Annotated in this window: 23 protein-coding genes and 3 pseudogenes; 13 read left to right on the forward strand and 13 right to left on the reverse strand. The window is 62.9% G+C overall.

Annotation, left to right across the window (positions count from 1 at the left end; translation table 11 throughout):
- Nucleotides 1-142 precede the first annotated feature (142 nt).
- Together I6F21_RS05640 and I6F21_RS05645 are read left to right on the forward strand one after the other, a co-directional pair.
- Entirely contained in the window at nucleotides 143-1,399 is a 1,257-nt protein-coding gene (locus I6F21_RS05640) for an allantoate amidohydrolase (protein ID WP_225152358.1), read from the forward strand.
- A 107-nt stretch (nucleotides 1,400-1,506) separates the two neighbouring features.
- Complete coding sequence (locus I6F21_RS05645; protein ID WP_036007712.1) at nucleotides 1,507-2,880, forward strand: hypothetical protein; 1,374 nt, start codon at nucleotides 1,507-1,509, stop codon at nucleotides 2,878-2,880.
- A gap of 11 nt (nucleotides 2,881-2,891) precedes the next feature.
- Here I6F21_RS05645 and I6F21_RS05650 read toward each other — a convergent pair.
- From I6F21_RS05650 to I6F21_RS05660, 3 genes and pseudogenes are all read right to left on the reverse strand, one after another.
- Nucleotides 2,892-3,025, reverse strand: a pseudogene (locus I6F21_RS05650) (C4-dicarboxylate transporter DctA); the annotation flags it as partial.
- 39 nt (nucleotides 3,026-3,064) lie between these two features.
- Nucleotides 3,065-4,078, reverse strand: coding sequence for a formamidase (locus tag I6F21_RS05655; protein ID WP_036007710.1), 1,014 nt, complete (start codon nucleotides 4,076-4,078; stop codon nucleotides 3,065-3,067).
- A 135-nt stretch (nucleotides 4,079-4,213) separates the two neighbouring features.
- Nucleotides 4,214-4,435: a hypothetical protein gene (locus I6F21_RS05660; protein WP_225127624.1), complete on the reverse strand. Its 222-nt coding sequence runs from the start codon at nucleotides 4,433-4,435 to the stop codon at nucleotides 4,214-4,216.
- Nucleotides 4,436-4,786: 351 nt separating this feature from the next.
- Between I6F21_RS05660 and I6F21_RS05665 the strand changes: the two genes are divergently transcribed.
- Nucleotides 4,787-4,963 carry a hypothetical protein gene (locus I6F21_RS05665; protein ID WP_192893126.1) on the forward strand — a complete coding sequence of 59 codons (177 nt, stop codon included), beginning with the start codon at nucleotides 4,787-4,789 and terminating at the stop codon, nucleotides 4,961-4,963.
- A gap of 19 nt (nucleotides 4,964-4,982) precedes the next feature.
- On the opposite strand, the gene I6F21_RS05670 is transcribed toward I6F21_RS05665, so the two are convergent.
- The 3 genes from I6F21_RS05670 to I6F21_RS05680 form a co-directional block, all read right to left on the reverse strand.
- Nucleotides 4,983-6,362 carry a VWA domain-containing protein gene (locus I6F21_RS05670; protein WP_036007773.1) on the reverse strand — a complete coding sequence of 460 codons (1,380 nt, stop codon included), beginning with the start codon at nucleotides 6,360-6,362 and terminating at the stop codon, nucleotides 4,983-4,985.
- Nucleotides 6,363-6,367: 5 nt separating this feature from the next.
- A complete protein-coding gene (locus tag I6F21_RS05675) occupies nucleotides 6,368-7,309 on the reverse strand; it encodes a MoxR family ATPase (RefSeq protein WP_192893127.1) in 942 nt (313 codons plus the stop codon).
- Nucleotides 7,310-7,456: 147 nt separating this feature from the next.
- Nucleotides 7,457-7,657, reverse strand: a complete 201-nt coding sequence (locus tag I6F21_RS05680) for a hypothetical protein (protein WP_036007702.1) — start codon at nucleotides 7,655-7,657, stop codon at nucleotides 7,457-7,459.
- Between the two features lie 223 nt (nucleotides 7,658-7,880).
- On the opposite strand from I6F21_RS05680, the gene I6F21_RS05685 reads away from it, so the two are divergent.
- Nucleotides 7,881-8,855 (forward strand): quinone oxidoreductase, encoded by a 975-nt coding sequence (locus tag I6F21_RS05685; protein WP_225182875.1) that lies wholly within the window; start codon nucleotides 7,881-7,883, stop codon nucleotides 8,853-8,855.
- 164 nt (nucleotides 8,856-9,019) lie between these two features.
- Here I6F21_RS05685 and I6F21_RS05690 read toward each other — a convergent pair whose 3' ends face one another.
- On the reverse strand, nucleotides 9,020-9,295 hold the full coding sequence (locus tag I6F21_RS05690) for a hypothetical protein (protein ID WP_225182876.1): 276 nt from the start codon (nucleotides 9,293-9,295) through the stop codon (nucleotides 9,020-9,022).
- Between the two features lie 100 nt (nucleotides 9,296-9,395).
- Nucleotides 9,396-10,004 (reverse strand): S24 family peptidase, encoded by a 609-nt coding sequence (locus tag I6F21_RS05695; RefSeq protein ID WP_036045323.1) that lies wholly within the window; start codon nucleotides 10,002-10,004, stop codon nucleotides 9,396-9,398.
- A gap of 155 nt (nucleotides 10,005-10,159) precedes the next feature.
- On the opposite strand from I6F21_RS05695, the gene I6F21_RS05700 reads away from it, so the two are divergent.
- Both I6F21_RS05700 and I6F21_RS05705 read left to right on the forward strand, forming a co-directional pair.
- Nucleotides 10,160-10,696 carry a GcrA family cell cycle regulator gene (locus I6F21_RS05700; RefSeq protein WP_225182877.1) on the forward strand — a complete coding sequence of 179 codons (537 nt, stop codon included), beginning with the start codon at nucleotides 10,160-10,162 and terminating at the stop codon, nucleotides 10,694-10,696.
- 45 nt (nucleotides 10,697-10,741) lie between these two features.
- Nucleotides 10,742-11,317 (forward strand): hypothetical protein, encoded by a 576-nt coding sequence (locus I6F21_RS05705; protein WP_036007689.1) that lies wholly within the window; start codon nucleotides 10,742-10,744, stop codon nucleotides 11,315-11,317.
- 45 nt (nucleotides 11,318-11,362) lie between these two features.
- Here the strand turns inward: I6F21_RS05705 and I6F21_RS05710 are convergent, their stop codons facing one another.
- Nucleotides 11,363-11,719, reverse strand: coding sequence for a hypothetical protein (locus I6F21_RS05710; RefSeq protein ID WP_036007687.1), 357 nt, complete (start codon nucleotides 11,717-11,719; stop codon nucleotides 11,363-11,365).
- A 570-nt stretch (nucleotides 11,720-12,289) separates the two neighbouring features.
- On the opposite strand from I6F21_RS05710, the gene I6F21_RS05715 reads away from it, so the two are divergent.
- Both I6F21_RS05715 and I6F21_RS05720 read left to right on the forward strand, forming a co-directional pair.
- Nucleotides 12,290-12,475, forward strand: coding sequence for a hypothetical protein (locus I6F21_RS05715; protein ID WP_036007684.1), 186 nt, complete (start codon nucleotides 12,290-12,292; stop codon nucleotides 12,473-12,475).
- 133 nt (nucleotides 12,476-12,608) lie between these two features.
- Nucleotides 12,609-12,950: a phasin gene (locus tag I6F21_RS05720; protein ID WP_036007681.1), complete on the forward strand. Its 342-nt coding sequence runs from the start codon at nucleotides 12,609-12,611 to the stop codon at nucleotides 12,948-12,950.
- 287 nt (nucleotides 12,951-13,237) lie between these two features.
- Here I6F21_RS05720 and I6F21_RS05725 read toward each other — a convergent pair whose 3' ends face one another.
- Both I6F21_RS05725 and I6F21_RS05730 read right to left on the reverse strand, forming a co-directional pair.
- Nucleotides 13,238-13,555, reverse strand: a complete 318-nt coding sequence (locus I6F21_RS05725) for a cytochrome c (protein ID WP_036007678.1) — start codon at nucleotides 13,553-13,555, stop codon at nucleotides 13,238-13,240.
- A 531-nt stretch (nucleotides 13,556-14,086) separates the two neighbouring features.
- On the reverse strand, nucleotides 14,087-15,883 hold the full coding sequence (locus I6F21_RS05730) for a POTRA domain-containing protein (protein ID WP_225182878.1): 1,797 nt from the start codon (nucleotides 15,881-15,883) through the stop codon (nucleotides 14,087-14,089).
- Nucleotides 15,884-16,014: 131 nt separating this feature from the next.
- Between I6F21_RS05730 and I6F21_RS05735 the strand changes: the two genes are divergently transcribed.
- Complete coding sequence (locus tag I6F21_RS05735) at nucleotides 16,015-17,256, forward strand: FecR domain-containing protein (RefSeq protein ID WP_225182879.1); 1,242 nt, start codon at nucleotides 16,015-16,017, stop codon at nucleotides 17,254-17,256.
- Between the two features lie 47 nt (nucleotides 17,257-17,303).
- A complete protein-coding gene (locus I6F21_RS05740) occupies nucleotides 17,304-20,045 on the forward strand; it encodes an EAL domain-containing protein (RefSeq protein ID WP_225182880.1) in 2,742 nt (913 codons plus the stop codon).
- A 543-nt stretch (nucleotides 20,046-20,588) separates the two neighbouring features.
- On the opposite strand, the gene I6F21_RS05745 is transcribed toward I6F21_RS05740, so the two are convergent.
- Nucleotides 20,589-20,855 (reverse strand): hypothetical protein, encoded by a 267-nt coding sequence (locus tag I6F21_RS05745; protein WP_225111985.1) that lies wholly within the window; start codon nucleotides 20,853-20,855, stop codon nucleotides 20,589-20,591.
- Between the two features lie 554 nt (nucleotides 20,856-21,409).
- On the opposite strand from I6F21_RS05745, the gene I6F21_RS05750 reads away from it, so the two are divergent.
- Together I6F21_RS05750 and I6F21_RS05755 are read left to right on the forward strand one after the other, a co-directional pair.
- Nucleotides 21,410-21,592, forward strand: coding sequence for a hypothetical protein (locus tag I6F21_RS05750; RefSeq protein ID WP_225111984.1), 183 nt, complete (start codon nucleotides 21,410-21,412; stop codon nucleotides 21,590-21,592).
- Between the two features lie 30 nt (nucleotides 21,593-21,622).
- On the forward strand, nucleotides 21,623-22,000 hold the full coding sequence (locus I6F21_RS05755) for a hypothetical protein (protein ID WP_225111983.1): 378 nt from the start codon (nucleotides 21,623-21,625) through the stop codon (nucleotides 21,998-22,000).
- 163 nt (nucleotides 22,001-22,163) lie between these two features.
- Here the strand turns inward: I6F21_RS05755 and I6F21_RS05760 are convergent.
- Nucleotides 22,164-22,343: pseudogene (locus I6F21_RS05760) on the reverse strand (SOS response-associated peptidase); the annotation flags it as partial.
- Here I6F21_RS05760 and I6F21_RS05765 point away from each other — a divergent pair.
- Nucleotides 22,337-22,672, forward strand: a pseudogene (locus I6F21_RS05765) (EAL domain-containing protein); the annotation flags it as partial. The pseudogenes I6F21_RS05760 and I6F21_RS05765 overlap by 7 nt on opposite strands.
- Nucleotides 22,673-22,676 lie beyond the last annotated feature (4 nt).

Consider the following 22,676-nt stretch of genomic DNA (forward strand, 5'->3'; position numbering starts at 1 on the left):
ATGTGCATGACGGTCGTCGGACGGTCGGCCGGCAAGGCGCATTCATGCTAACCACGCGCTGACGGAGGATGTTCGCTGGCACCGAACTTGTATCGATTGTCGTCAGGACCGCCGTGTCCTCAAAGATGGAAAGCTCGCCGAGATGGGCGCTGGTACCGTTCACGATGCATCGCTCGGCAATGAGATCGTTCGCCGGATCAACGAGCTCGGCGCGATCTCGGAAGAGCCCGAAAAACTCACCCGCATCTTCCTCAGCAAGGAGCTACGCAAGGCCGCGGACCTCATCATGGGGTGGATGCGCGAGGCCGGCATGAGCGCCCATCTCGATGCCATCGGCAATGTCTGCGGACGGTACGAAGGCGACCGGCCGGGCATGCCCTGCCTGATGCTCGGGTCGCATTACGACACCGTGCGCGATGCCGGCAAATGGGATGGACCGCTGGGTGTGATCACGGCGATCTCTTGCGTCGCTGATCTGAACCGCCGCGGCAAGCGCCTGCCATTTGCGATCGAGGTGATCGGTTTTGCCGACGAGGAGGGGGTGCGGTTCGCTTCGACCTTGCTCGGCAGCCGTGCGGTGGCCGGCACCTTTGATGAGAGCGTGTTGAATACGCGCGACAGCAACGGGGTGTCGATGCGCGAGGCGCTCGTGCAGTTCGGTCTCGATCCCGACCATGTCGATGCGGCCGCGCGCGCGCGGCGCGAACTGCTTGCCTATCTCGAATTGCACATCGAACAGGGCCCGGTGCTGGAAGCGCAGAACCTGCCCGTGGGCGTCGTCACCGCCATTGCCGGGGCCACGCGCCTTGCGGCACGGCTCTCCGGTATGGCCGGTCACGCCGGCACCGTGCCGATGGCGCTGCGCCGTGACGCGCTCGCCGGTGCGGCCGAATGCATCAATGCGATCGAGCAATTTTGCCGCACCGACGAGGGCGGCCTCGTCGGCACCGTCGGCTACATCCAGGCGAGGCCCGGCGCGACCAACGTCATTCCGGGCGAAGTATCTTTCACCATCGACATGCGCGCGCCGACCGACATGCATCGCAAGCGCGCGGTGGCCGATATCGTCCGCCAGATCGAGGCGATCGCCAAGCGGCGACAGCTGGCGCTTCAGCTCGACGTTACCCACGAGAACCGCACCGCACCCTGTGCGCCTTGGCTGAAGCAGCAGATCGCGCAGGCGATCGAAGCCGAAGGCGTCTCCGTGTTCGAGCTGCCGAGCGGGGCAGGGCACGACGGCATGGCCATGATCGACATCGCCGATGTCGGCATGATCTTCGTCCGCTGCCGCGGCGGCATCAGCCATCACCCGGACGAGCATGTCGCGCTCGCCGATGCCGACGCCGGCGCGCGTGTGCTGCTCAGGGTGATCGAGAATTTCAGGCCGCGTAAGGCCTAGGCGAGCGTCACGAACCCGCAAGTCACCGGGTAGAGATACGAATCAGTCATGCTTAAAACGGTGGCCATCATCGCGAGGGTCACGAGACAATCAGCCGATTGACGGACATGAACAGCGACATCTCTTTTCCATCACATCGTGAAAACCGGTTCTATCAGGGGATGGCTGCGACCTTCGTCGCCAACGCCCTTCAGGCGGTCAATTTCCTCGGTGATCGATTCCTGAGACAATCGCATCATTCGTTGTCGGCGATCGAGGACCTCTATCGGCACTCGATGGACAGCGCCTTTTCGGTGACCGAGGCCTTCCTCGTCACCGGCGCACCGCACGCCTCGGCCTATTACCCCCGCGACTTCGCCTGGTTCTATCCCGACGTTCTCGATCCTGAAACCATCATGGATGCGCAGGACGCCGTGCGACGGGTCCGTCTGCTCGAGAAGAGCGTGCGCCTGCTGCTGGAGGCCGTCCGCGCCGACGTGGTCACCACGACCATCGTACCGGCCGGGCGCGGCCGGTATCTCGGCGTGAACTATTTTTCGCGACCCTCGGATACGCTGCTCGGCATTCTCGCCGGTCTGCAGCAGATGATCTCTGCCGAGGAGAGGGCGTCGTCCTACCTTGCGATGTCGCAATGCGCGCATGCCGGCCGCTTGTTGTTGGCCGAATATGGCGGAGACCTGAAGCGCGCGATCCTGAAGCTTGCGAGCGAGCTGGAGTCCTTCGACGCTGACGGCACCAGATATTTGCTGTGCGACGCCAGCGGCCCGCGCTCCGCGGCGACGGATACCCGCGCCGAGCGCCGGCGTTTCGTCACCAATGCCTGCGTCTACACGACCTTCGTGTGGGGCGTGCAGCTCGGGATCGTCGGCGAGAACGAGCTGAAGCGGCTGCTCGGGCGCGACCTTGCGCAGTACAAGAGGGATCTGCTCCGCCTCTTCGGCAAGAACGGCTACATCAGGCATTCCCTGGACGGCCCGGCGAGCTCACCGGCATCGTCGGTCGCATTGGATTTCGTCAGCGTGCATCGCGGCTTCTGGGATATGAGCGAGGCGAGCGAGCGCGCGCTGTTCGCGGCCACGACGGATCTGATCATCGCCGAGCCACGGTTTCGCATTCCGAGCACGTTCCACTTCCTGGTTTCGGCGGACAACCCGCGGACCAAGATGATCCACAAGATTGCAGCTCCCGCATATCAGGGGCGTTCCTCCTGGCCGACGTTCAACGTCGAATTTGCCGACCGCATGCTGGATTACGATGAGTTCTCGGGTGGCGATACCTATCGGGCCTGCGCGCAAGGAATCCTGAAGGACATTCGCGCCGCGACCGAACTCCACGGCGGCTATCAGGAGCTGATTTCGGAGCAGGGTCTGAAGTATCGCACCTGGGCCTATAAGGGTGCCGTGGCCCACTCGTGGTTTCCGCGCTTTCTGTCGGTCTGGAGGAGGGCCTACGGCACGCCACTCCTCCAGTGGAACGATTGATCGCCGAACCTCTATCCCGCCGTCACGTCGACCACCTCGCCACCCTCCAGCACCTTGGCCGCCTTGGCCGGGCGAGATCGCCTTCCCAGGCCGCGACCGCGACGGTTGCGACGCAATTGCCGACGAGGTTGCCGAGCGCGCAGGCCACGGTGCCAGATTGTCGCGGTTTCACCGGAGAACCGGGTTATTCCGCCGCCTTCGCCGTCTTGCCGAACATCCGCGTCGGGGCCGGGAAGCCGCACGAGGTGCCGTCGGTGACCTTGACCTGATTTTCCCACGGCAATCGGAAGGTGCCGGCGACCATGTCCTGCATGAAGGTGTAGGGGCAGTCCATCGCGCCGCCCTTCACCGCGACATAGCCGCGGTGCCAGAGCTGGTAGATGTTGTTTTCGACGCCCCAGTTGATGCGGGCTTCGCGCACGAGATCCGGCCGGACCTCTGCGGTGATGATCTCGTCGGCACGGCCGGTCGTACCATGCGCCAGGACCGTGCCGTCGAAATTGACGATCATGCCTTCGCCCATGGAATCGAACGAGCCGTCCGAGCCGCACATGCAGACATTTGCGGTGATCATCAGATTCTGAAACGAATTGGCCTGGTTGGTGAAGCGCCAGGCTTCGCGGATCGGCGCGGTGTAGCCGGCGGTGCGGATCATGATCTCCGCGCCTTTGTAGGCGCATTCCCGTGCCATCTCCGGGAACATGCCGTCATGGCAGATGATCAGCGCGATCTTCGCGCCCTTCGGTCCCTCGATCACGGGAATGCCGATGTCGCCGGGCTCCCACGGCTCGACCGGAATCCAGGGATGAAGTTTGCGATAGTAGAGCTTGATCTCGCCGTGATCGTCGATGATCAGGCCCGAGTTGTAGGGATTGCCATGCGGGTTGAACTCCATGATGGAGAAGCAGCCCCAGATCTTGTTATCGACACAGGCCTGCTTGAAGGCCGCAACCTCCGGTCCGTCAAGCCGACACATGATCTCCGGATTGGTGTCCATCGACAGGCCGTGCAGCGAGTATTCGGGGAAGACCACCAGATCCATGGTGGAGAGATTGCGGCGGGCCTTGCCGACCATCCAGACGATGCGCTCGGTCTGCCTGGCGAGATCGGCCGCGCTCACCACGCTAGGCAGCTGCAGCTGCACAAGTCCGATAACCACACCGTTGGGGGATTTGTTCAGCCCGCCAAGCCCGTTCATGATCAGCTCCCTTGCCTGTCTGGCGCAGCGTCGTTGCGCGCCAGATCTTGTCGCAAGAAGCAAATCCGATTTCGATGAAGAGCTAAAGGTTATTTTTCAGGCGATGGCGCAGTTACGCGGCAGCAGGCGATCTCGTCACGCCACGAGATCGAGCAGCCGGCATGAGCCGCGCACCAGCACCTTGCGTCCTGTGGATGTTATCGCAGGCACGCCGTCATTCATGACAACGAGGCCGAGCTTGGCGAGGCTTTCGACGAGATAGGCCTTCGCGAGGCGACCGTTCGACACCGGGTTGCGAAGCGCCTTTAGCGCTTCCCACTGGTCGGTCGATAGATCAAGGTCGAAATCGTTGCTCATGGTGCCTCAGCCGATCGTCCGGTTCGCGTGCCCCTGTTAGCGGCGCCGCATGAAGACCATGCGACGACAATGAGTCGGGAATTCGGTCAGCTGTTTAGAACATCTCTTCACAAATTGCGGCACTTCGTTGCGCCACAAGAGTTAACGTCGTTAGTGCACGACCACCGTCACGTTCTCCGATCACTAATTGATGATCCGCACTTGATGTTGCGATGCGAGCTGCCGCAGTGCACGGCAAGCATCACTGTCCTATTTGGCGTCGCGATATGCACAGAAATGATGAGGCGGGAGATTGAGGACTCTGTTACCTTGGCCTGCGGGGAATGGCTTCACACGGCCGGAGTGGAGTGCATGAACAGGCTGGTGGAAATTCGCAGTCAGGAATTCCTTTGCCGAGAGCGCGCGGCGCTCGATTCGAAGCGCCGGCCGTTCTGGCTGGCGCAGGCAGAAGAATGGGAGCAGCGCGCGCTCGACGAAATCGCGCGTCACTTTCGGGAATGCAATCAGGCCGAGCTGAACGCCGCCTGACGGAGGCGGCTGTTATTGCTTATTGATAAGTCGCCACAATATCGGAAACAGCGCGTTCGAGCTGTTGCGCGGTGGCGCATTGGCGCACGACGCTGCAAAAGGTTGCGTAGCGCGGCATCTCGGAATCGCCAAAGCCCCAGGCGAGCCGCCCCTCGGGATTGAGCCAGACCAACCGCTTCGAACGCTCGGAGATCCGGCGCAAAATGTCGGCGCGTGGGTCGAGATTGTTGCTGCGGGCATCGCCGAGCACGATCACCGTGGTCTGCGGCGTCAGCGCGCTCATGAACTCCTTCTCGAAATCGACCAGCGAGGCGCCGTAATCCGACGAGCCGAAACCGACCTTGGACATGATCTCGGACATCGCCTCCTCCGGCGACTTCGTCTCCAGGATCTCGCTGACCTCGATCAGGTGCGAAGAGAAGGCGAAGGAGCGGACGTCGTCGACCACCTCGTGCAGCGAGTGGATCAGCAGCAGGAAGAAGTCCGAGACTTGCGCAACGGAGCCCGAGACGTCGCACAGCGCGACGATCTTCGGCCTGTCGCGATGCTTGCGCTTCCATGCCGTGAGGAAGGGCACGCCGCCCCAGGCTGCGTTGCGGCGGAGCGTGCGGCGAACGTCGAGATGGCCGCGGCGCTGGCGCTTGCGCGGCTTGGAATAGCGCTCGCGCAGCCGGCGTGCGATCTGGCGGATGAGGGCACGCATCTCGGCGACCTGGCGCCGCTCGATGCGGGCAAGCGGCGCGTTGCGCAGGATCTCGTTGCGGAGGTTTTCGGCCTCCTCGCGGGCATAGAGTGCGAGCCCTTGCGAGACCGTATCGCGCACGGCTTCGCGCAAGGCATCGAGCGCGGCGCGCAGGCGCTCGGCCAGCGACGGGTTGGTCGCGGTCAGTTGGTCGAGGTCGTCGCGCAGGCGCTGGAGGCCCATGGCGTCGAGGATGCGGCTGGAGAATATGCCGCGCTGGGTGGAGTAGCGGATGTCGGACAGGGAGGCCGCGCCGGAGGCGCTGGCAATCGCGGCAGCGATCGCGTTGCGATCCTGCGACAATAGCATCTGCGCCAAGGGACCCAGGCCCTGGGAAGGCTGACCTTCGCCCGCCTCGCTCGCCGAGCCGGCGGAGGGCGGCTGATCCTCGCCTTGCGCAGCATCGTCTTCGCCGGCAGCCTCAGGCTGCTCCTGTCGCGGCTCCGGCTGGCTGAAGAACAGATCAAAGCAGTCGCCGAGCGCGAGCTTCTCGTCCTGCGACTTGGCGAGCGTCAGCAGCAGCGCATCGCGTAGCACGGCGCGGTCGGAGATGCCGACCTGCGCGACGGCGCGCATCGCATCGATGCTTTCGGCCGGCGAGACGTGAACGCCAGCCCCGCGTGCCGCCCGAAAGAAGCGATGGAGATTTTCGCGCATCGGCGTCAACCGAAGACGTTGGACCGGGCCGCCTTGGCAATGAAGGTCGTCACCTGCGGCGTCGCGGCCTCGATGTCGGCTTCGTATTTCAGGAGCACGTTGAGCGTGTCCTTGACGATCTCAGTATCGAGTTCGGAAGCCTGGAGCAGCACCAGCACACGCGCCCAGTCGATGGTCTCGCTGACCGAGGGCAGCTTCTTCAGGTCGAGCGAGCGGATCTCGTGGATGAAGCCGACCATCTGCCGCCGCAGCGTCTGCGAGATGCCGGGCACGCGGCTTTCGACGATGCGCTCCTCGAGCCGCTGCTCGGGAAAGCCGATATGCAGATGCAGGCAGCGTCGCTTCAGGGCATCGCCGAGGTCGCGCTCGCTGTTGGAGGTGAGGATCACCGTCGGCGGCGTGATCGCCGAAACGGTTCCGAGCTCGGGGATCGTGACCTGGAAGTCGGACAGGATTTCCAGCAGCAGCGATTCGAATTCGGCGTCCGACTTGTCGATCTCGTCGATCAGGAGCACGCAGCCGCCCGGCTGCTCAAGCGCCTGGAGCAGCGGCCGCGGCTCGACGAATTCCTTGGAGAAGAACACGTCGCCGAAATCGTGGAGCTGGTCGAGCGCGGCATGCAGCGTCTGCGCGCCGCCGAGAACCTCGCCGAGCTTGTCCTTGAGGATCTGCGTGTAGAGAAGCTGCTTGGCGTATTTCCACTCGTAGAGCGCCTTGGCCTCGTCGAGGCCCTCATAGCATTGCAGGCGGATCATCTTCATGCCGCGCCAAGCCGCGATCGCCTTGGCGAGCTCGGTCTTGCCGACGCCCGCGGGGCCCTCGACCAGGATCGGCTTCTCGATCTGCTGCGACAAATAGACGGCAGTCGCGATCTGCCGGCTCGCGATGTAGCCCTGCGCGGCGAGGCCGCTCTCCACTGCCTCGATCGAGGTCTTCTGATCAGCCACGAAAGGGCGCTCCCAAAGGTCTTGCGTGAGGCTTGTTCTGCCTGCGTTCCAGGCAAAGGACAAGCCACGTTTGGGAGACATCTGACCCGCGTGAACGGCGTTTTTTCCGCTAAGCGCAAATAGTTAAGCGCTTCGCTGTTGGCGCGATCAGTGCCGCAGCAGCTCCGGCTTGCGGATCGTCTGCCTCAGCTCGGCGCCGCAATCGGCGCATTCATAGACGAAGTCGATCTTGGCTAGGCTCCAATGCGGCTCGACCTCGCGCACATACATCGGCAGGAACCCCATACAGGTAGGGCAATTCACTGGCGCGATTTCGACGTCCTGATGATGCTGAACGTAAGCTGGCATCTCGGCTCTCCTTCGCAGGCGACCATCAAACCCCGCGCAAGGCTACTGCGGGTCGCCGCGGGGCCCTCATCAACTCTTTCGAACGGAGGCGGAACGGCGGCTGTTTGTGGTTCGCTGTGACATTCTTGTTACGGCTTCTATACTGTAACGGGCGGACCAAATGCCTATTTCACAGGCCGATCCGGTGTTCGAACTTTCATTTCAACGATAAAGGAGCACGCCCATGACGCATGCCATTCGCTTTCACAAAACCGGCGGTCCGGAAGTCCTGGTCTGGGAGGAGGTCAGCGTCGGTAAACCTGGGCCCGGCGAGGCGCGCATCCGCCACACCGCGGTCGGCCTCAATTTCGTCGACATCTATAACCGTTCCGGCCTCTATCCGGCGCAACTGCCGAGCGGGCTCGGCAGCGAGGCGGCTGGCGTCGTCGAGGAGGTCGGGCCTGGCGTCACCGATCTGAAGCCGGGCGATCGCGTCGCTTATGGCGCCTCGCCGCTCGGGGCCTATTCGGAGGCGCGGCTGATCGCCGCCGACCGGCTGTTGAAATTGCCCGACGGCGTCGACGACAAGACGGCGGCGGCGATGATGCTCAAGGGGCTCACCACGCAATATCTGATCCGCCAGACCTATCGGGTGAAAGCCGGCGATACCATCCTGCTGCATGCGGCCGCCGGCGGTGTCGGCCTGATCTTGAGCCAGTGGGCCAAGCATCTCGGCGCGACCGTGATCGGCACCGTCAGCAACGACGAGAAGGCGAAGCTCGCCAAGGCGCATGGCTGCGACCATGTCATCATCTATACAAGGGAAGATTTCGTGAAGCGGGTCGACGAGATCACCGGCGGCAAGAAAGTGCCAGTGGTTTACGACTCCGTCGGCAAGGACACGTTCCTGAAATCGCTGGATTGCCTCGCCCCGCTCGGCGTCGCTGCGCTGTTCGGCCAGTCCTCCGGCGCGGTGGAGCCGCTTAATCTTGGCCTGCTCGCCCAGAAGGGCTCGCTCTACGTCACGCGTCCGACGCTGTTTACCTACGCCGCCAAGCGCGAAAATCTGGTGGCGATGGCGAATGAGCTGTTCGACGTCGTCAAGTCCGGCGCGGTCAAGATCGAGGTGCACCAGACCTACCCGCTGAAGGACGCCGCCAAGGCGCATGCCGATCTTGCGGCACGCAAGACCACGGGATCGACCGTTCTCCTGGTGTAATGCCCAACGGGACGGTGGCGCGAGCTCTAAAGCGCGATGCGATTAGGATGAATCGTCACGTCATCGCGCTTTAGGCTGTTGATTGATCATGATCGTTTCGGAAAACCGCTGCACACTTTGCGCTAACGCGGCCCTTCAGGTCCGGATCATGCTCTAGGCCTGCGTCACGTCCTCTCGTGCTTGCGCAGATCGCGGACGTGATCGAGGCGGATCGCCTCGAGATCGACGTCCTCGGGCTCGATCCGTGGGAGGGCCGCCTCGGCCAGGATGGCCGCGGTGACATCTTCGACCGAGTTCTCCACGATCTCGTGGATGAACGAGACGTTCCGATACTCACCCGAGGCGAGGCGGGAAATGACCTCGCGCCGGGTGATTTCGGGATCGACGACCGCCTCGCGGCCCCGCCGTCCGTAATCGATCATCACGACGAAGTATTGCATGAAACGACCCTGCCGCGCCCCATGGTCGGGACGCGGCACATTATTTCCGAAAATCGGAACTATGTCAAGTGTGATTTCTATTAATCAGAAGCGGCGGCTCTCATTTGCCCTTCTTGCGCGGCCGCGCCGACTTCGCACGCAGCCGCTCAAGCTGTCCCTTGGGCATGGACAGGCAGATCTCCCCGACCCAGTCAAGCTTGACGCCGACGATCGGCTTGGCATTGAAGCTCGTGAGGTTGACCACTGAGGGAGATTTGCCCCGCTCGATGGTCTTCAGATAGCGCTCGCCGGTCTTGAGGCGGACCACTGCCTCTTCGCCGTAGAAGCTCGACAGCGGGTGGCGCTGGTCCTTGTAGACGACGATCACGTCGCCGCTTTCGTATTTGGGCAGCATCGAATCGCCCACGATCTCGAATGCGATCGTCTCTTCCATGATCGGGAAGGGCAACGCGACGTCGCCGAGACCTTCCGGCGGAACCTGTTCGTAGTCCGGCTCGATCACGGCGCCGGCTCCGACGCGCCCCATGATCGGCGCGAGATTGAGCTCGAGATATTCCATGATCGGAATGATCTCCGAGGCCTTCACCAGGCGCTCGCCGCCGAGAATCTCCGAGACCGCGCCGGGCCGCACGCCCATGGCCGCAGCCAGGCCGCCCTTGCTCTTGCCCGTCTTCTCCAGGCCCCGCTCGATCATTGCTACGTCCAACATGGTGATTCCCTCGATTGCGCACCGTCTCGCCTCTTGTAATCCGAAATTCGGAATTGATGCAATTATGAATATCAGAAATACGGCTTGACTCTATATTCGGAATAACGGAATGTGCGTCTCGCCTCCCGGGTGGAGGCGCATCACAGGACAGCAGCATGGAACCGGGCCATTGGCCGTCGGAGCACTCGGACGCGCTTCGCGACTATTTTCACAAAGGCATGTCTTATGCGGAGATCGGAAGACAGATAAACGCAAGGTTTGGAACGGCTTATACGCGCAGCGCGGTGGTCGGCCGCGCCAAGCGGCTCCGGCTCATCGTGCCGCAATGGATGACGAGCCCGGCGCTCGCGCCGCCCTTGCCGGGTGAACCCAGCCTGCTTTCGCCGCGCCGGGTGGCGTGGCCGAGCGTCAATCTGCCGCCGAAGTCCGCCATGAAGCCTGCGGCGCGGGTGAAGTTGCGCTGTGTCGGCATCCAGCCGCGCCTGATCCAATTGGTCGAGCTCGAGCCGGCCGACTGCCGCTATCCCTATGGCGGCGACAAGGACGGTGAGGAGATCACCTTCTGCGGCCACCCGCGCCAGCCGGGCTCGAGCTATTGCGCGCCGCATGGCCGTCTGACGCGCCGTTCCGAGGCTGCGTCGGCGGCCCGTGCCGCAGGCCCGGTCGTGCTGAAGCTGGTCTCGGCGCTCTGACGGTGCCGCCCTCCGTTCAACTCTCAGTCTTGCAAGGAGATCCGAGTGGCTCGTGCCCGACGCAACAAGTCCTACAAATTGGCGCAGATCTACGACCGGCGGTCGCGGGAGGTGCCGTTCAACGCCGAGATCGCGGAGGTGGAGGTCGACAATCCGCTCGCGCTCGATTCCGGCGAGAAGATCCTGGCGATCCGATCGGTCCGCGGCGATCCGCTTGGCCGGCTGCACGCGCACCATCAGATCGACGAGGCGCAGTACCGCGGCGGCCGCGCCTTCCAGAACGATTGGGAGCGGGCGGAGCGCGGCCCGCAGGCGGTGGATACGACGCGCGAATATGTCGATGGGACGGGCACGCGTGAGCCCGTCACCGAAAGCCAGCGCCAGGCGGTGCTGCGGCTCAACAGGATCGAACGAGAGCTCGGCACCGACGGCGCCGCGCTGGTGCACGACGTGCTGGTGCTGGGTCTGACCATGGATCAGGTTGGGCAGCGTCGTGCCGTCCGCACGCAACGCTGGAACGATTACTTCGCGCGGCGTTTCCGCGAATGCCTGGACCGGCTGGCGCTGATCTACGGCTTCGCGACGGAGACGGGAACGGCGCGCGGGGGCCGACGTGGATGATTGCGGAGCGCCGGCGGTCTCGGCCGCCGCCGTCCCGCCCATTGCTTACGGGTGAGGGACGATCTGGTAAGGCGTGGTGTAGGGCTCGACGCGCAGCGAGGCATGGGCCAGCAGCCCGATCTTGGCTGTCGGTGCCTGCTGTAATTCGCCGTTGGGGCCACGATGCACGTTGTATTGCCAGACGGTGAGATCGCCCTTCTGCGCCAGCGCGTGTGCAACGGCGCTCGCATCATTGCCGCCGAGCGCCTGAAGCTCCTGCGCCGACAGTCCGACGACGATTTCGTCCTTGACGGTGACGATCTTGAACAGGTTCATCTTGGTCTCCTGCGCCCATGCGCCTTGTGTCGAGAGGGTGAGAAGCGCGATTGCGGCGCCCTTGATGAGATCGCAGCGAGAAAGCATGCCGTCGTCCTTTTGGTGCTGAGGCGCGCCCAAATCGAAGAGTTTTCAGCCATGGCGCCCGTGTCTGCGTGGCCGTGCCGCAACGGCTTGGTCGCTCGCGCGTGGACGGCGGTTCACGGTGGACCGGCCGCGAGATCGACTTTCACGCGCCTAATGCAACCGCCGGGACGGATTCAACAAATGCGTGTATCTTGCTGAAGAATCGCCAATTCGTGCGCGCTAACGTGCATTTAACATCGGAAACACGACGAAACCCCGTGTTGATTGACAGCAAGAGGGGCTGTGCGCGTGATTGATGACGCTTCTTGACGCAGGTGGGTGACGGCGATCGATATTCCTGTTATCCGGAAAACGCTGTGGCGCGATGCAGACCAAGCATCGCTATACCCACGGTTGGGCTTGCCGGATGGGTTGTTGCTTGGCATAGTTGCAACCAGATGGAAGCCGTCGTTTGGACGCGGTTCAGCCTGCAACCCGGCGGGTCCCTTCGGCCGAACGTTCGTCGCCATAGTTCTGTTGCGGCGTTCGGTTCTCGAGCGGATCACGACCGATGCTTGTCATAGGTGCGAGATGAAAAACCTCAATTTCGCGGCTGAGCTGCATCTCAAGCTCGGTGTGCCTGCAGGCAGCACCGTGGAAAGTCTGCGTCTGCTCCGGGCCTTCCTGAAGCTCGCGCCGCGACAGCGCTTCGAGGTGATCAAGCTGGTCGAAGATCTCGCCACCGACGAAGCTCTTCCCGAGCACCCCTTATCCTAGAGCCCGGCCGCGCGCCCATCCTGCCCATTTTCCTGCCAGAGCAGGCTCCCCGGCATCGTTCGCCGGAGCGCTGGCGGCTGGATGGCGGTCAGGCAAATGTGGTATTCAGACGGAAAAAGGGAGGAGTGAGACCATGATCGAACCGAAAATCGAAGTTCCGGCCGAACTGCGTGATTTGGCCGAGAAGACCATCGACCAGGCCGAAAAGGCCTTCGGCATGTTCTTTGAAGCGGCGACCAAATCGATGTCGTCCGTTCCGGGGGCGGGGACAGAGGTGTCGAAGCAGGCGTTGGCTTTCACGGAGCAGAACATGAAGTCGGCCTTCGAGCATGCGCGCAAGCTGGTGCATGCCACCGACCTCCAGGAGGCGATGCGAATCCAATCCGATTTCCTCCGCAGTCAGTTCACCAGCGCCGGAGATCACATGCGTCAGATGACCGGCAGTCTCATGCAACCCGGCAAGGGCAAGTCCTGATTTTCGGTCTGTGTACAGCGTGCCCACAAATTGATCTTGTATGACGTGAAGATCCGCGCTTCGATACCGGTGCAGGTCCATGATGGGCCACCGAATGATCTCATTCGCCGTCTGTCATCCTTTCTGCTGATCCCTGCCGGTCCACCGGCAGGGATTTGCATTTGCAGCCTTCGTGCAGCCCGGCGTGACCATCCGGGATGAAGCTCAGACTATTGCTGAAGTATGACCTTCGGAAAAGCGCGCCGCTCGGTTTGCGCGAGCGCGGCCTTCGGCGGCCGATCAGGCATCTAACGCAGCGATGCGATGTAGGCCGCGATATCGCCGGCTTCGGTTCGGCTCAGTGGAAAATTCGGCATCTTCGGGTGCGGATCGAGCAGGAAGAATGCGAGCCTTTCCGCACTGAAATCCGGCCTACGCGCGACGGACGCAAAGGAAGGGACGTCGGCGCTCGCCTGAGCCTGTCCGTTCGCCACGACATGGCAGCTCGCGCACCAGCGCCTGGCGAGTTCGGCGCCGTGACCGGCATCAGCACCGAGAGCGGACGACGAGCCGAAGCCAGAGACGAGGCCAAGCAGCAGGAAAATCCGTCTCACATGTCGGAGCATAGGGCAATCTTTCTGCATTCGCTTGCGGCTGCCGCGCTCATCCGCAGCACGATCCTGGAAATTGCGAGAGATCGATGCGAGCGACGATCGAGCGCAGCAGCCTGCGGGTCGAACGATAGAGATGCCGCATGAATGCCGGCACTCTCGCCGCGGGCAGGACCTTCGGAACAAGGCTTTTCGTACCAAGACTTCCGGTATAGTGCGACACGTGTCTCTCCGACAGCATGTGGTTTCTTACCGTGCCGTGTCGGAGCCGCCTTGATCTGCCGCAAAGCGTCCCGGCCAATAGTCGCCCGGGTTCATGATCATTGGGCTCTTCGTATCCGCGGGCGTGAGCGCGCTGCTGGCGCTGTCACGCAGGAAGCGGTCGAGCGTCTCCTCACGATGAGGCTCATCAGCGTCTGTGCCCGTGGAAACTCCGGCCGCGCACTCCGGCCTCATTCTGAGGAGCCCGCCTCAAGCGGGAGTCTCGAAGGATGGCCGCGGGGAAAAGCTGTCAGGATGCGACATCCCGCCCGAAGGACCGGGCGGCTAGAGACAGCTCGCCCGGCCGCTTTCGGGGCAGAGCCGGAACGCGCTCGACAGCGTGAAAAGAAAGCGTGGGCTGCGACGCTCGTTGTCCGGCGCCCGGTAGCTTAAGGGGACGGCGACGCCGAAATCGGCCTGGAGGTCGTCCGGCAGGAAGAAGCGCACACCGGCTCCGGCCGATGTCAGCGACAGCCCGTCGCTCAGGCGATAACCGTGGTTCCAGACTGCGCCAGCGTCGCCAAAGGCATAGAGCTGGTAGCCGGTCCAGTAGCGGAAATTGAGCTTCTGGTCGAAGCGCAGCTCGAGCGAGCCGGCAAGGCCGTTGTCGCCGCTGATCTCGGCTGCGCCATAGCCACGGCCGAAGGCCGCGCCGCCGAGATAGAATTGTTGCGAAGTGAACAGCGGGCGCGACGCCGTCTGGCTCGCGGCAGCGAGCTTGAGCGACCAGACATCGTTGAGTGTCTGGTAGCGCGTGAACCAGAGGTTCAGGACCGAGAAGTTCGAGGAGGCTCCGTCGCGTGACAACAGATCGTCCTCGAAATGTGAGGCGCCAAAAACGTCGAGCCCCTGACGGTAGGTCAGAGTCGCAAAATTGGTGCCGCCAAAAGGATCCAACAGCCGGTAGTCGGCGGTCAGGCTCGCCGTCCTGATGTGGTCGTTGTACCAGGGCCCGTAAAGGTCATGCTCGGACACATTGCTGAAGGTCGTGGCGGCGGTCAGCGTGAGCGTGGAGGATTGCGACTGCAACGGGACCATGCTGGCACGCAGCTCGAACGCCTGGGTCGTGGTGATGTCGCTATCGAGCCGGCGCATATCGCCCGGCCTTACCGCGCTGTACAGCACGGAAGCACCCAGGCGGACACCGTCGACGCCGACGGGCGCATCGTACGACAGCCGTGCGAAGCCGAGTTGGCGGGGGTCGTTGGCAATGGTCGACAGGTTGACCGCCAATGCATCGCCGGGCGTGAGGTAAGAGTTGAACGCGCCGGTGGCGTAGGTTTGCCAGGGACCGACCGACGAGGATCCGAGATTGTCGAGGCCGAACGAGGAGAAGACGTGCCAGGTTTTCAAGTAGATGGTCAGGCGGAAGCGGCCCGTCGTACCGCCGATCTCCTCCAGCGCAGTGTCGGTGATCCGGACGCCCGGCCTGCCATTGATCAGGAAGAGCTGGCGTTCGAGCGTTGCCAGTCGCGAAGGATGTTCGGTCAGAACCGGCGCCAGCATCGGCCTTATGCCGAACCGCTCTGCACCGTCGCCCTTCAATTCGGCCTGCACGATCGCACCTTCCAGGACCTGAATCCGGACACGGCCGTCGGCGATGTCTTGTGGTGGCACGATGGCGCGGCTCAGATGAAAGCCAGCTTCGCGGTAGAGGTCGCTGATGGCGCCTGCGATCGCGGCCAGATCCGCCTGCGAGACCTTCCGGCCGAGATAAGGCTGGTAGACAGCGGCGATGCGATCAGGGGAAACCGCATGGGCGCCGCCGACGCTGACGCCGCGCAGCACGAATTGCGGCTTGGTATCGCCGCCCGTCGTGGGCTGTCCGACGCTCGGCAACCGGACCGGCGGCCGGCCGAGCGATTCCTGCTCGGTCTGGTTATCAAAATATTTCTCGGGCTGGCGCGGATCGAAGCCCGGCTGGTTCGCCTGTTGAGCAAATGCCGCTGGAGTTGCCGCCAAAATTACTGCCGCCGATACCAATGCGGTAAGGCGATGCCGCGTCTCACCGCGCGCGTCGACTTTGTCTCCGTAGTTCAACGGAGGATCTGCCACGGGACGGTAAGGGTTCGTTAGCCGCATGATTTTTCATAGGTTTTTATGGTCAACGATTGGTTAATCCGGCCGCTCCGCTGGCCGCTTTCCGATAATCCTATCTTGAGTGATTTCGGATACCCCTCAGGCTTGGCTGTAAACGCGGGCTGAGGATCATCATGTTCGGCAGAGTTGGAATGCGGCGCGCCCTGGCGGCGGCGCTGATCCTGGGATCGGCCTCCAGCGCATTCGCGGCGGACGACGGTGTGTGGTCCGTCAGCAAATCCTCGGGCGAGGTCTGGCTTGCCACGAGCGGCGCCCAGCAGGTGTCGTTGACGTCAGAAGGAACGCTGAAACCTGGCGATACCATTCGCACCGGTCGCAACGGGCGCGTTCTCCTCGTCCGCGGCGAGGAAACGATCCTGATCTCTCCCAATTCGGTGGTGGGCCTGCCGGCCGAGAAGAAGGACGGCCTGTCGACCACCATCATCCAGCAGGCGGGTTCGATCCTGCTCGAGGTCGAGAAGCGCAACGTCAAGCATTTCGAGGTCGAGACGCCCTATCTCGCCGCCGTGGTCAAGGGAACGCAGTTCAGCGTCACGGTCGGTGCCGGTAGCACCAAGGTCGGCGTGCTCCGCGGCCAGGTCGAAGTCTCCGATTTCAAGACGGGACAGATTGCGCAAGTGATGCCCGGACAAGCGGCCACCGTCTTCGAACACGGCAAGCCCGGTCTCAGCCTCAGCGGTGCGGGGACGCTCAATCCGATCGAGCAGGGCAAGCCCCGTGCACCCACGATCGAGCGTGTCCCAGTGCCGAAGTCGGGCCTGTCGGCGCCGCGCCATGCGGCCAATGGCCATGCCATCCATGCGCTCGGCCCCATCGACAAGGGAAGCAAGGCGGCCGGCGCACCCAAGGCCTCGGGGCAGGCGGCCGGGGGGCATGCCCCCAAGGCAGGAGCCGTGCGCATTTCGGCCGCGCTGGGAGAGGTCAAGCTGAACGTCCACAAGGCGACGCGCGGCCTTGCGCACGGCGGCGTTCCGCCGGGGCAGGCACGTAACGCGAATGCCAGGGGCGACAGTCAGACGGTCTGGAACGATGGCCAGACGAGCCCGGCTGCATCCAACGGTGCGGCAAGCAGCGGTGCCGCCAGCGCGAACGCCACGATCGCCGCAACGACGGCCGGCGCATCCAGCGATGCCCCGCGAGCAAACAACGGAAAGGACGGTGGCAACGGTAATTCGGGTAACAACAACGGCAACGGCGGCAACAGCGGCAACGGCGGCAATCCAAACAATAGCGGTAACGGCGGCAGCAACGGTCACGGTAACAGCAGCCATGCCGACAACGGCGCCACCGGCAATGGCAGAGGCAACAACGGCCACGGCCACGGAAATGGCAGCAATGGGCACGGCAGACGCTGAACTCTAGGTGGACGCGTCCGTCGGGGCGGGTGTGGGGGGAGGCTCGGGTGAAACGCTATCGGCCGCATGTTCTTGTCGTGATCGCGCTCGCGGTGGTGTTGTCCACGGGCTGGCACGCTGCGCTTCGCAATGCGCTCACCGATCTTCGATTCAAGTGGCAAACGCGTGCGGCCACCGGCGACATCGTCGTGGTCGGTATCGATGCGCCGTCGATCGACCAGATCGGGGTGTGGCCCTGGCCGCGGCGTCTGCATGCCGAGCTGCTGCAAAGGCTGGAAGCGGCAGGCGCGCAGGAGGTTGCCTTCGATGTCGATTTCAGCACGCCGTCGGATCCCGCCTCCGACGCGGCCTTCGCCAAGGCATTGCGAGACGCCGGCGGTTCGACGATCCTGCCATCCTTCAAGCAGCCGACACCGAGGGGCGGCCCGGCCCACGTCAACCGGCCGCTGAAGGCGTTCAGCAACCAGTCGTGGCCGGCTCTCGTCAATGTCGCAATCGAATCCGACGGGCTGGTTCGCCGCTATCCGTTCGGCGAGAAGCTCGGCGACGCTTTCATGTCTTCGATGGCCGTCGTGCTGGCGGGCCAGGACGCCAATCGGCGACCGCCCTTTCTGATCGATTTCAGCATTCGCGCGCCCTCCATTCTCGCCGTCTCCTATGTCGACGTGCTGCGTGGCGATCGCGCCACGCTCGACAAGCTGAAAGGCAAGAAGGTCATCATTGGCGCCACGGCGCTCGAGCTCGGCGACCGTTTCAGCGTTCCCAACGGCAGTATCATCTCGGGGCCAGTCCTCCAGGCGCTCGCCGCTGAATCGATCCTTCAGAACCGGACCCTGCGCTGGACCTCCGATGTCGGCATGGTGGTCGGACTGGGCGCAATCTGCCTGCTGATGCTGTATTCGTGGCGCCGTATCGCGCCAGGACTTCGCGTCGCAATCCTGATCGCAGCCGGGGCGGTGGTCGAGCTGGCCGCAATCCTTGTGCAGGCAAGATGGCCCCTGGTCATCGATACGTCGCTGTTCCACATCGCCATCGTCGCTTACCTGACCGCGATTGCGCTCGACGAAATCGACTTCCGCAGCCTGCTCGGACGCATCGCCGAGAGCCGCTTTCATCGCATCGCGATGTCGCTCGGCGACGGGCTGGTCTGCACCGACGAGGATCACCGCATCACGGTCTGGAATCCCGGCGCCAGCGCGATTTTCGGCTACATGCCGGCCGAGATCATCGGCCGCCCGTTCGAAACGCTGTGCGCTTTGCCGGCACACGCCGGTGCAAGACCGTCCATGCACGACGCCGCGCGCCAGGCGCTTCTGGTTCCGGGCGGCGCCGTCGTCGTCGAGTTCGAAGGCCGGCGCAAGAGCGGGGAAACCTTCCCGGTCGAGGCGAGCTTCTCGGGCTGGCAGGGAACGGACGGCTTTCAATATGGTGCCATCCTGCGCGATATTTCTGTGCGCAAACGTGAAGCCGAACGCATTCGATATCTCGCCGAACATGACGCGCTGACGGGGCTGGCCAACCGGAACATGCTGCATGTGGGCCTGACCGATCTGATCGCCGCGGCGGAGCGACGGTCTTCGAGCGTCGCGTTGCTCGTGCTCGGGCTCGACGGATTCCAAGAGATCAACAACATGCTAGGCCACTCCGCCGGCGATCTCGTGCTGCGCGCGGTCGCCGAGCGGCTGCGGAGCGAGGTCGGTGGCAAGGCGATCGTCGCCCGGCTCAGCGGCGACGAATTCGCCATCGCGATCGATTGCGCAGAGATCACCGAGCCGGTCGCGGCGGTGACCGAGCGAATCGCGCGCGCGTTCGAAGCCCCTCTCGCAACCGGCACGCGCCAGCACCGGGTCAAGACCAGCGTTGGCGTCGCCGTCTATCCTGAAGGCGGGAGCAACGCCGATGATCTCCTGAGCAACGGCCATCTCGCGCTGACGAAAGCCAAGGCGACCAGGCGCGGCGGCCACGTCGTATTCGAAGCCGCGATCCGGCAGGAGCTCGAGAACCGCTTGAGGCTGGAGGGCGAGCTGGCGCTTGCCGCCGATCGCAGCGAATTCGAGCTGTTCTACCAGCCGCAAGTTCGCCTGATCGACGGCAGCCTGGTCGGAGCCGAAGCGCTGATCCGCTGGCGGCATCCGGTGCGCGGCTACGTCTCGCCGGCCGAATTCATGCCTGTTGTCAACACCTCTGCGCTGTCGGAGCGGATCGCGAACTGGGTGATGGAGACCGCCTGCCGCCAGGCGCGGGCTTGGGAATTGTCCGGCAGCGATGTGCGCGTCGCGATCAACCTCTCACCCTCGCAGCTTCAGTCCGGCGACCTCGCGCATTCCGTTGCAGCGCTGCTCGAAGAGACCGGGCTGACGCCGTCGCTGCTCGAGATCGAAGTCACCGAAGACATCCTGCTGCATGACGAGCGCCGCGTGCTTGAAATGTTCAAGCGAATTCAGGAGCTCGGCGTCCGGATCCTGTTCGATGATTTCGGCACCGGTTATGCGAGCCTGAGCTATCTCAAGAAGTTTCCGCTCGACGGCCTCAAGATCGACCGGTCGTTCGTCTTCGGTCTTCTGTCGAATTCCGACGACGCCGCCATCGTCGGGTCGACCATCGGCCTCAGCAAGCAGCTGGGTCTCACCGTCGTGGCCGAAGGCATCGAGAACCGCGCAACGGCCGACTTCCTGGTCAGCATGGGATGCGAGGAAGGGCAGGGCTATTTCTTCGGCCGTCCGATGCCCGCCGAGGCATTCGAAAAGCAGTTCTTGGCGGCTGAGCTCGCCGCCGTCAGCGCGGCCTGAGCGGGCGGCGTTCGCTTGACACCAGCACTCCTAGGAGGCTCGTTGTTTTGGCGAGCGGTGTCCCGGGGGGCAACATCGACCTGGCATTCGGCTTCCAAGTGACGATGCGCATCCTTGCTTTCTGCGAGGTCGCAGCGCGATCTCAGCGCGGGAATGCGCCACGGGGATTGGCCGGCCATTGTCTGCTTTCGAAAGCTGAGCGGAAAGGCATCTTGAAGCTGCTCACGGCAGCTTTTGACCCAAAGCGGCCCACCACCATCTAGTCAGGGGGCGGGTGCAGTTCATGCCATTTTGCGCGAGCGGTTTCCGCTGATCCGCCGCGCCGTATTTCATCCTCTCTGAAACCTCTCCAATACCGGTAGGTGCAATATAGCCCGCACAGCCAAAGGAAGGCGAAAAACAGAACAAGGGCACTAAGGAAGCTTTTCACAAGCTCGATTGGATCGAGAATCTTCAGCAAGAAAATCAAGGCGAGACATGCAACTCCAGCAAGCGTAAAGCCGCGCACTCGAAACCGCCAAATTCGGACTTCCTCTGAAGCAGTCATCGCTCTTCCTGCAGGGTACGTACGCTCTCGCGCCTAATGGCCCTGCGGCTTTCGTGTTCCATCCGGGGACGGTTGAGATGTCTCGTGAGCCGCCCTTCTGCGCCCCATCCGCGCCGCCTCGCGATCGGGGCGAACAGCAGGCAGGCCAGATTCAAGGCAATCAGCGCGATCAGTAGATAGAGGCCGTAAAACACGAAAATGCAGGACGCGCCCCCGACGATAAGGAAGAGGAGAACGGTGGGCGGGATTTTGATGCGAAACATGCTCACCATGGTAACACAAAGCCGCCTAGGCTCGCGCCGCTATACGAACAAGGTTTGCATACCTTTAAGGCGCGTCTGCCCGTGCCTAACGTGAGCCAAAGCGTCTGAAGATAGGTAAAAGCTTGCGATATGCGCTCAAAGAGGTTGGCCGTCGGACGACTAACAATTTCTCCATCGCTTTAAGGTTGAGGAAATCAACGCGCGCTATTGGTTCGCCAGCGCCCTCGAGATGGCGGCGGTTGCGCCAGGGATCCCGTCGAATGTACTTGCTCACCGCTTGTCTGATTGTGTTGGCCTTGACTGCCTTGGTGGCATCTCGCCGTGCCAGGCGTCTGCCACGGACCCATCGGGGGCGGTTCGCAGCGATCTGGCCTGTTGTTTGCTCGGGAATTTGTGCGCTGGGACTACTCGCAATTTGGCGTGCCCAAGGTGTTCAGGACGTCGAGCCCTCTTTGTTGACCTGCCTCCTTATGCTTGTTGTCGCCTTCAATGCCGGGTGGTTTATCGGCGTCATGGGTGAGTGGTCGTGGCAGTGACGATAAAGGTCGTTCCATATGGACACCGTCTACGTGATCCTGCTGATCACGACTCTCGTTCTGGGGTTCGTCGCGACCGTCCTATGGGGGCCGGACTTCGAATGGCTTGGGCACGACGTTGAGGCCGCTTACATATTTAAGATGGTCGCCATCGGGCTGACCGTGTTCTTTTTAATCGCGATCACTTTCGGCCTCATCTGAGACCTCAAAAATCCTACGACCGGGAACGCCATGACCCCTGCTGAACACCTTGGGACAGTCTCTGCGGCCGTGCTCGCCGCCTCTGCATTCATGGTGTCGCGCGCTCAGTGGTTCTTCGGCCGAAAGCTATCGCTAGAGGAAGCGGTTTCGATTGGATGGGTGGCTTGGTCGATTTTTATGGCGGGGTTCGTGGTCTACATTGGACTAAAACTCCCGCTAGGTCTTACCCGCGAGGCGGACGCCCTGGCCATCGGTGTCTCCGGATGCTCGTCTCTCGTTGCCATGTTGTGGTTGGCGCGGGTGGTCACCGACTGGGGACGAAGCGTGAAAATTTCGATCTTTGCTCTGTTCCTTCTTACGCTGGTGGTGGTCTCCCTCACGCTGGACTTGTCGCGGTCTCAAGTCTGAGACCCAGCGCAGTTCCGGTTCCGGCCCTTCTCGGACCTCGCGCAACGTCAGCGTCCGCGCCGCTCATGGGGCATAAGCGGACCTGGCGGCTCTTATAAGTAGACGCGCTAACCCATCATTTGACACGTCGGGCAAAACACCGGCAGGATGGCATCATCTGGCGCTAGGCGATCACGTCTTTCTTTTGAGCCCCTCGCGCCACGATTTTCAGTATGTTGTCTTCAAGCGGCCGCTGCAACGCCTCGGCTTCATCCCAAGGCGCCCGCAGCCACACGTCCCATTCCTCCGCGCTCGTCAGGATCGCCGCCATGGCCTTGGGATGGATCGGTTCAACGACTCCGGATCCTTTTCGATGATTTCGGCACCGGATATGCGAGCCTGAGCTATCTGAAGAAATTTCCGCTCGACGGCCTCAAGATCGACCGGTCGTTCGTCTTCGGTCTTCTGTCGAATTCCGACGACGCCGCCATCGTCGGCTCGACCATCGGCCTCAGCAAGCAGCTCGGTCTCACCGTCGTGGCCGAAGGTATCGAGAACCGCGCAACGGCCGACTTCCTGGTCAGCATGGGATGCGAGGAAGGGCAGGGCTATTTCTTCGGCCGTCCGATGCCCGCCGAGGCGTTTGAGAAACAGTTCCTGGCGGCTGAGCTCGCCGCCGTCAGCGCTGCCTGAGACG

It is taken from the genome of Bradyrhizobium sp. NBAIM03 (assembly GCF_020194055.1).
Lineage (GTDB): Bacteria > Pseudomonadota > Alphaproteobacteria > Rhizobiales > Xanthobacteraceae > Bradyrhizobium > Bradyrhizobium yuanmingense.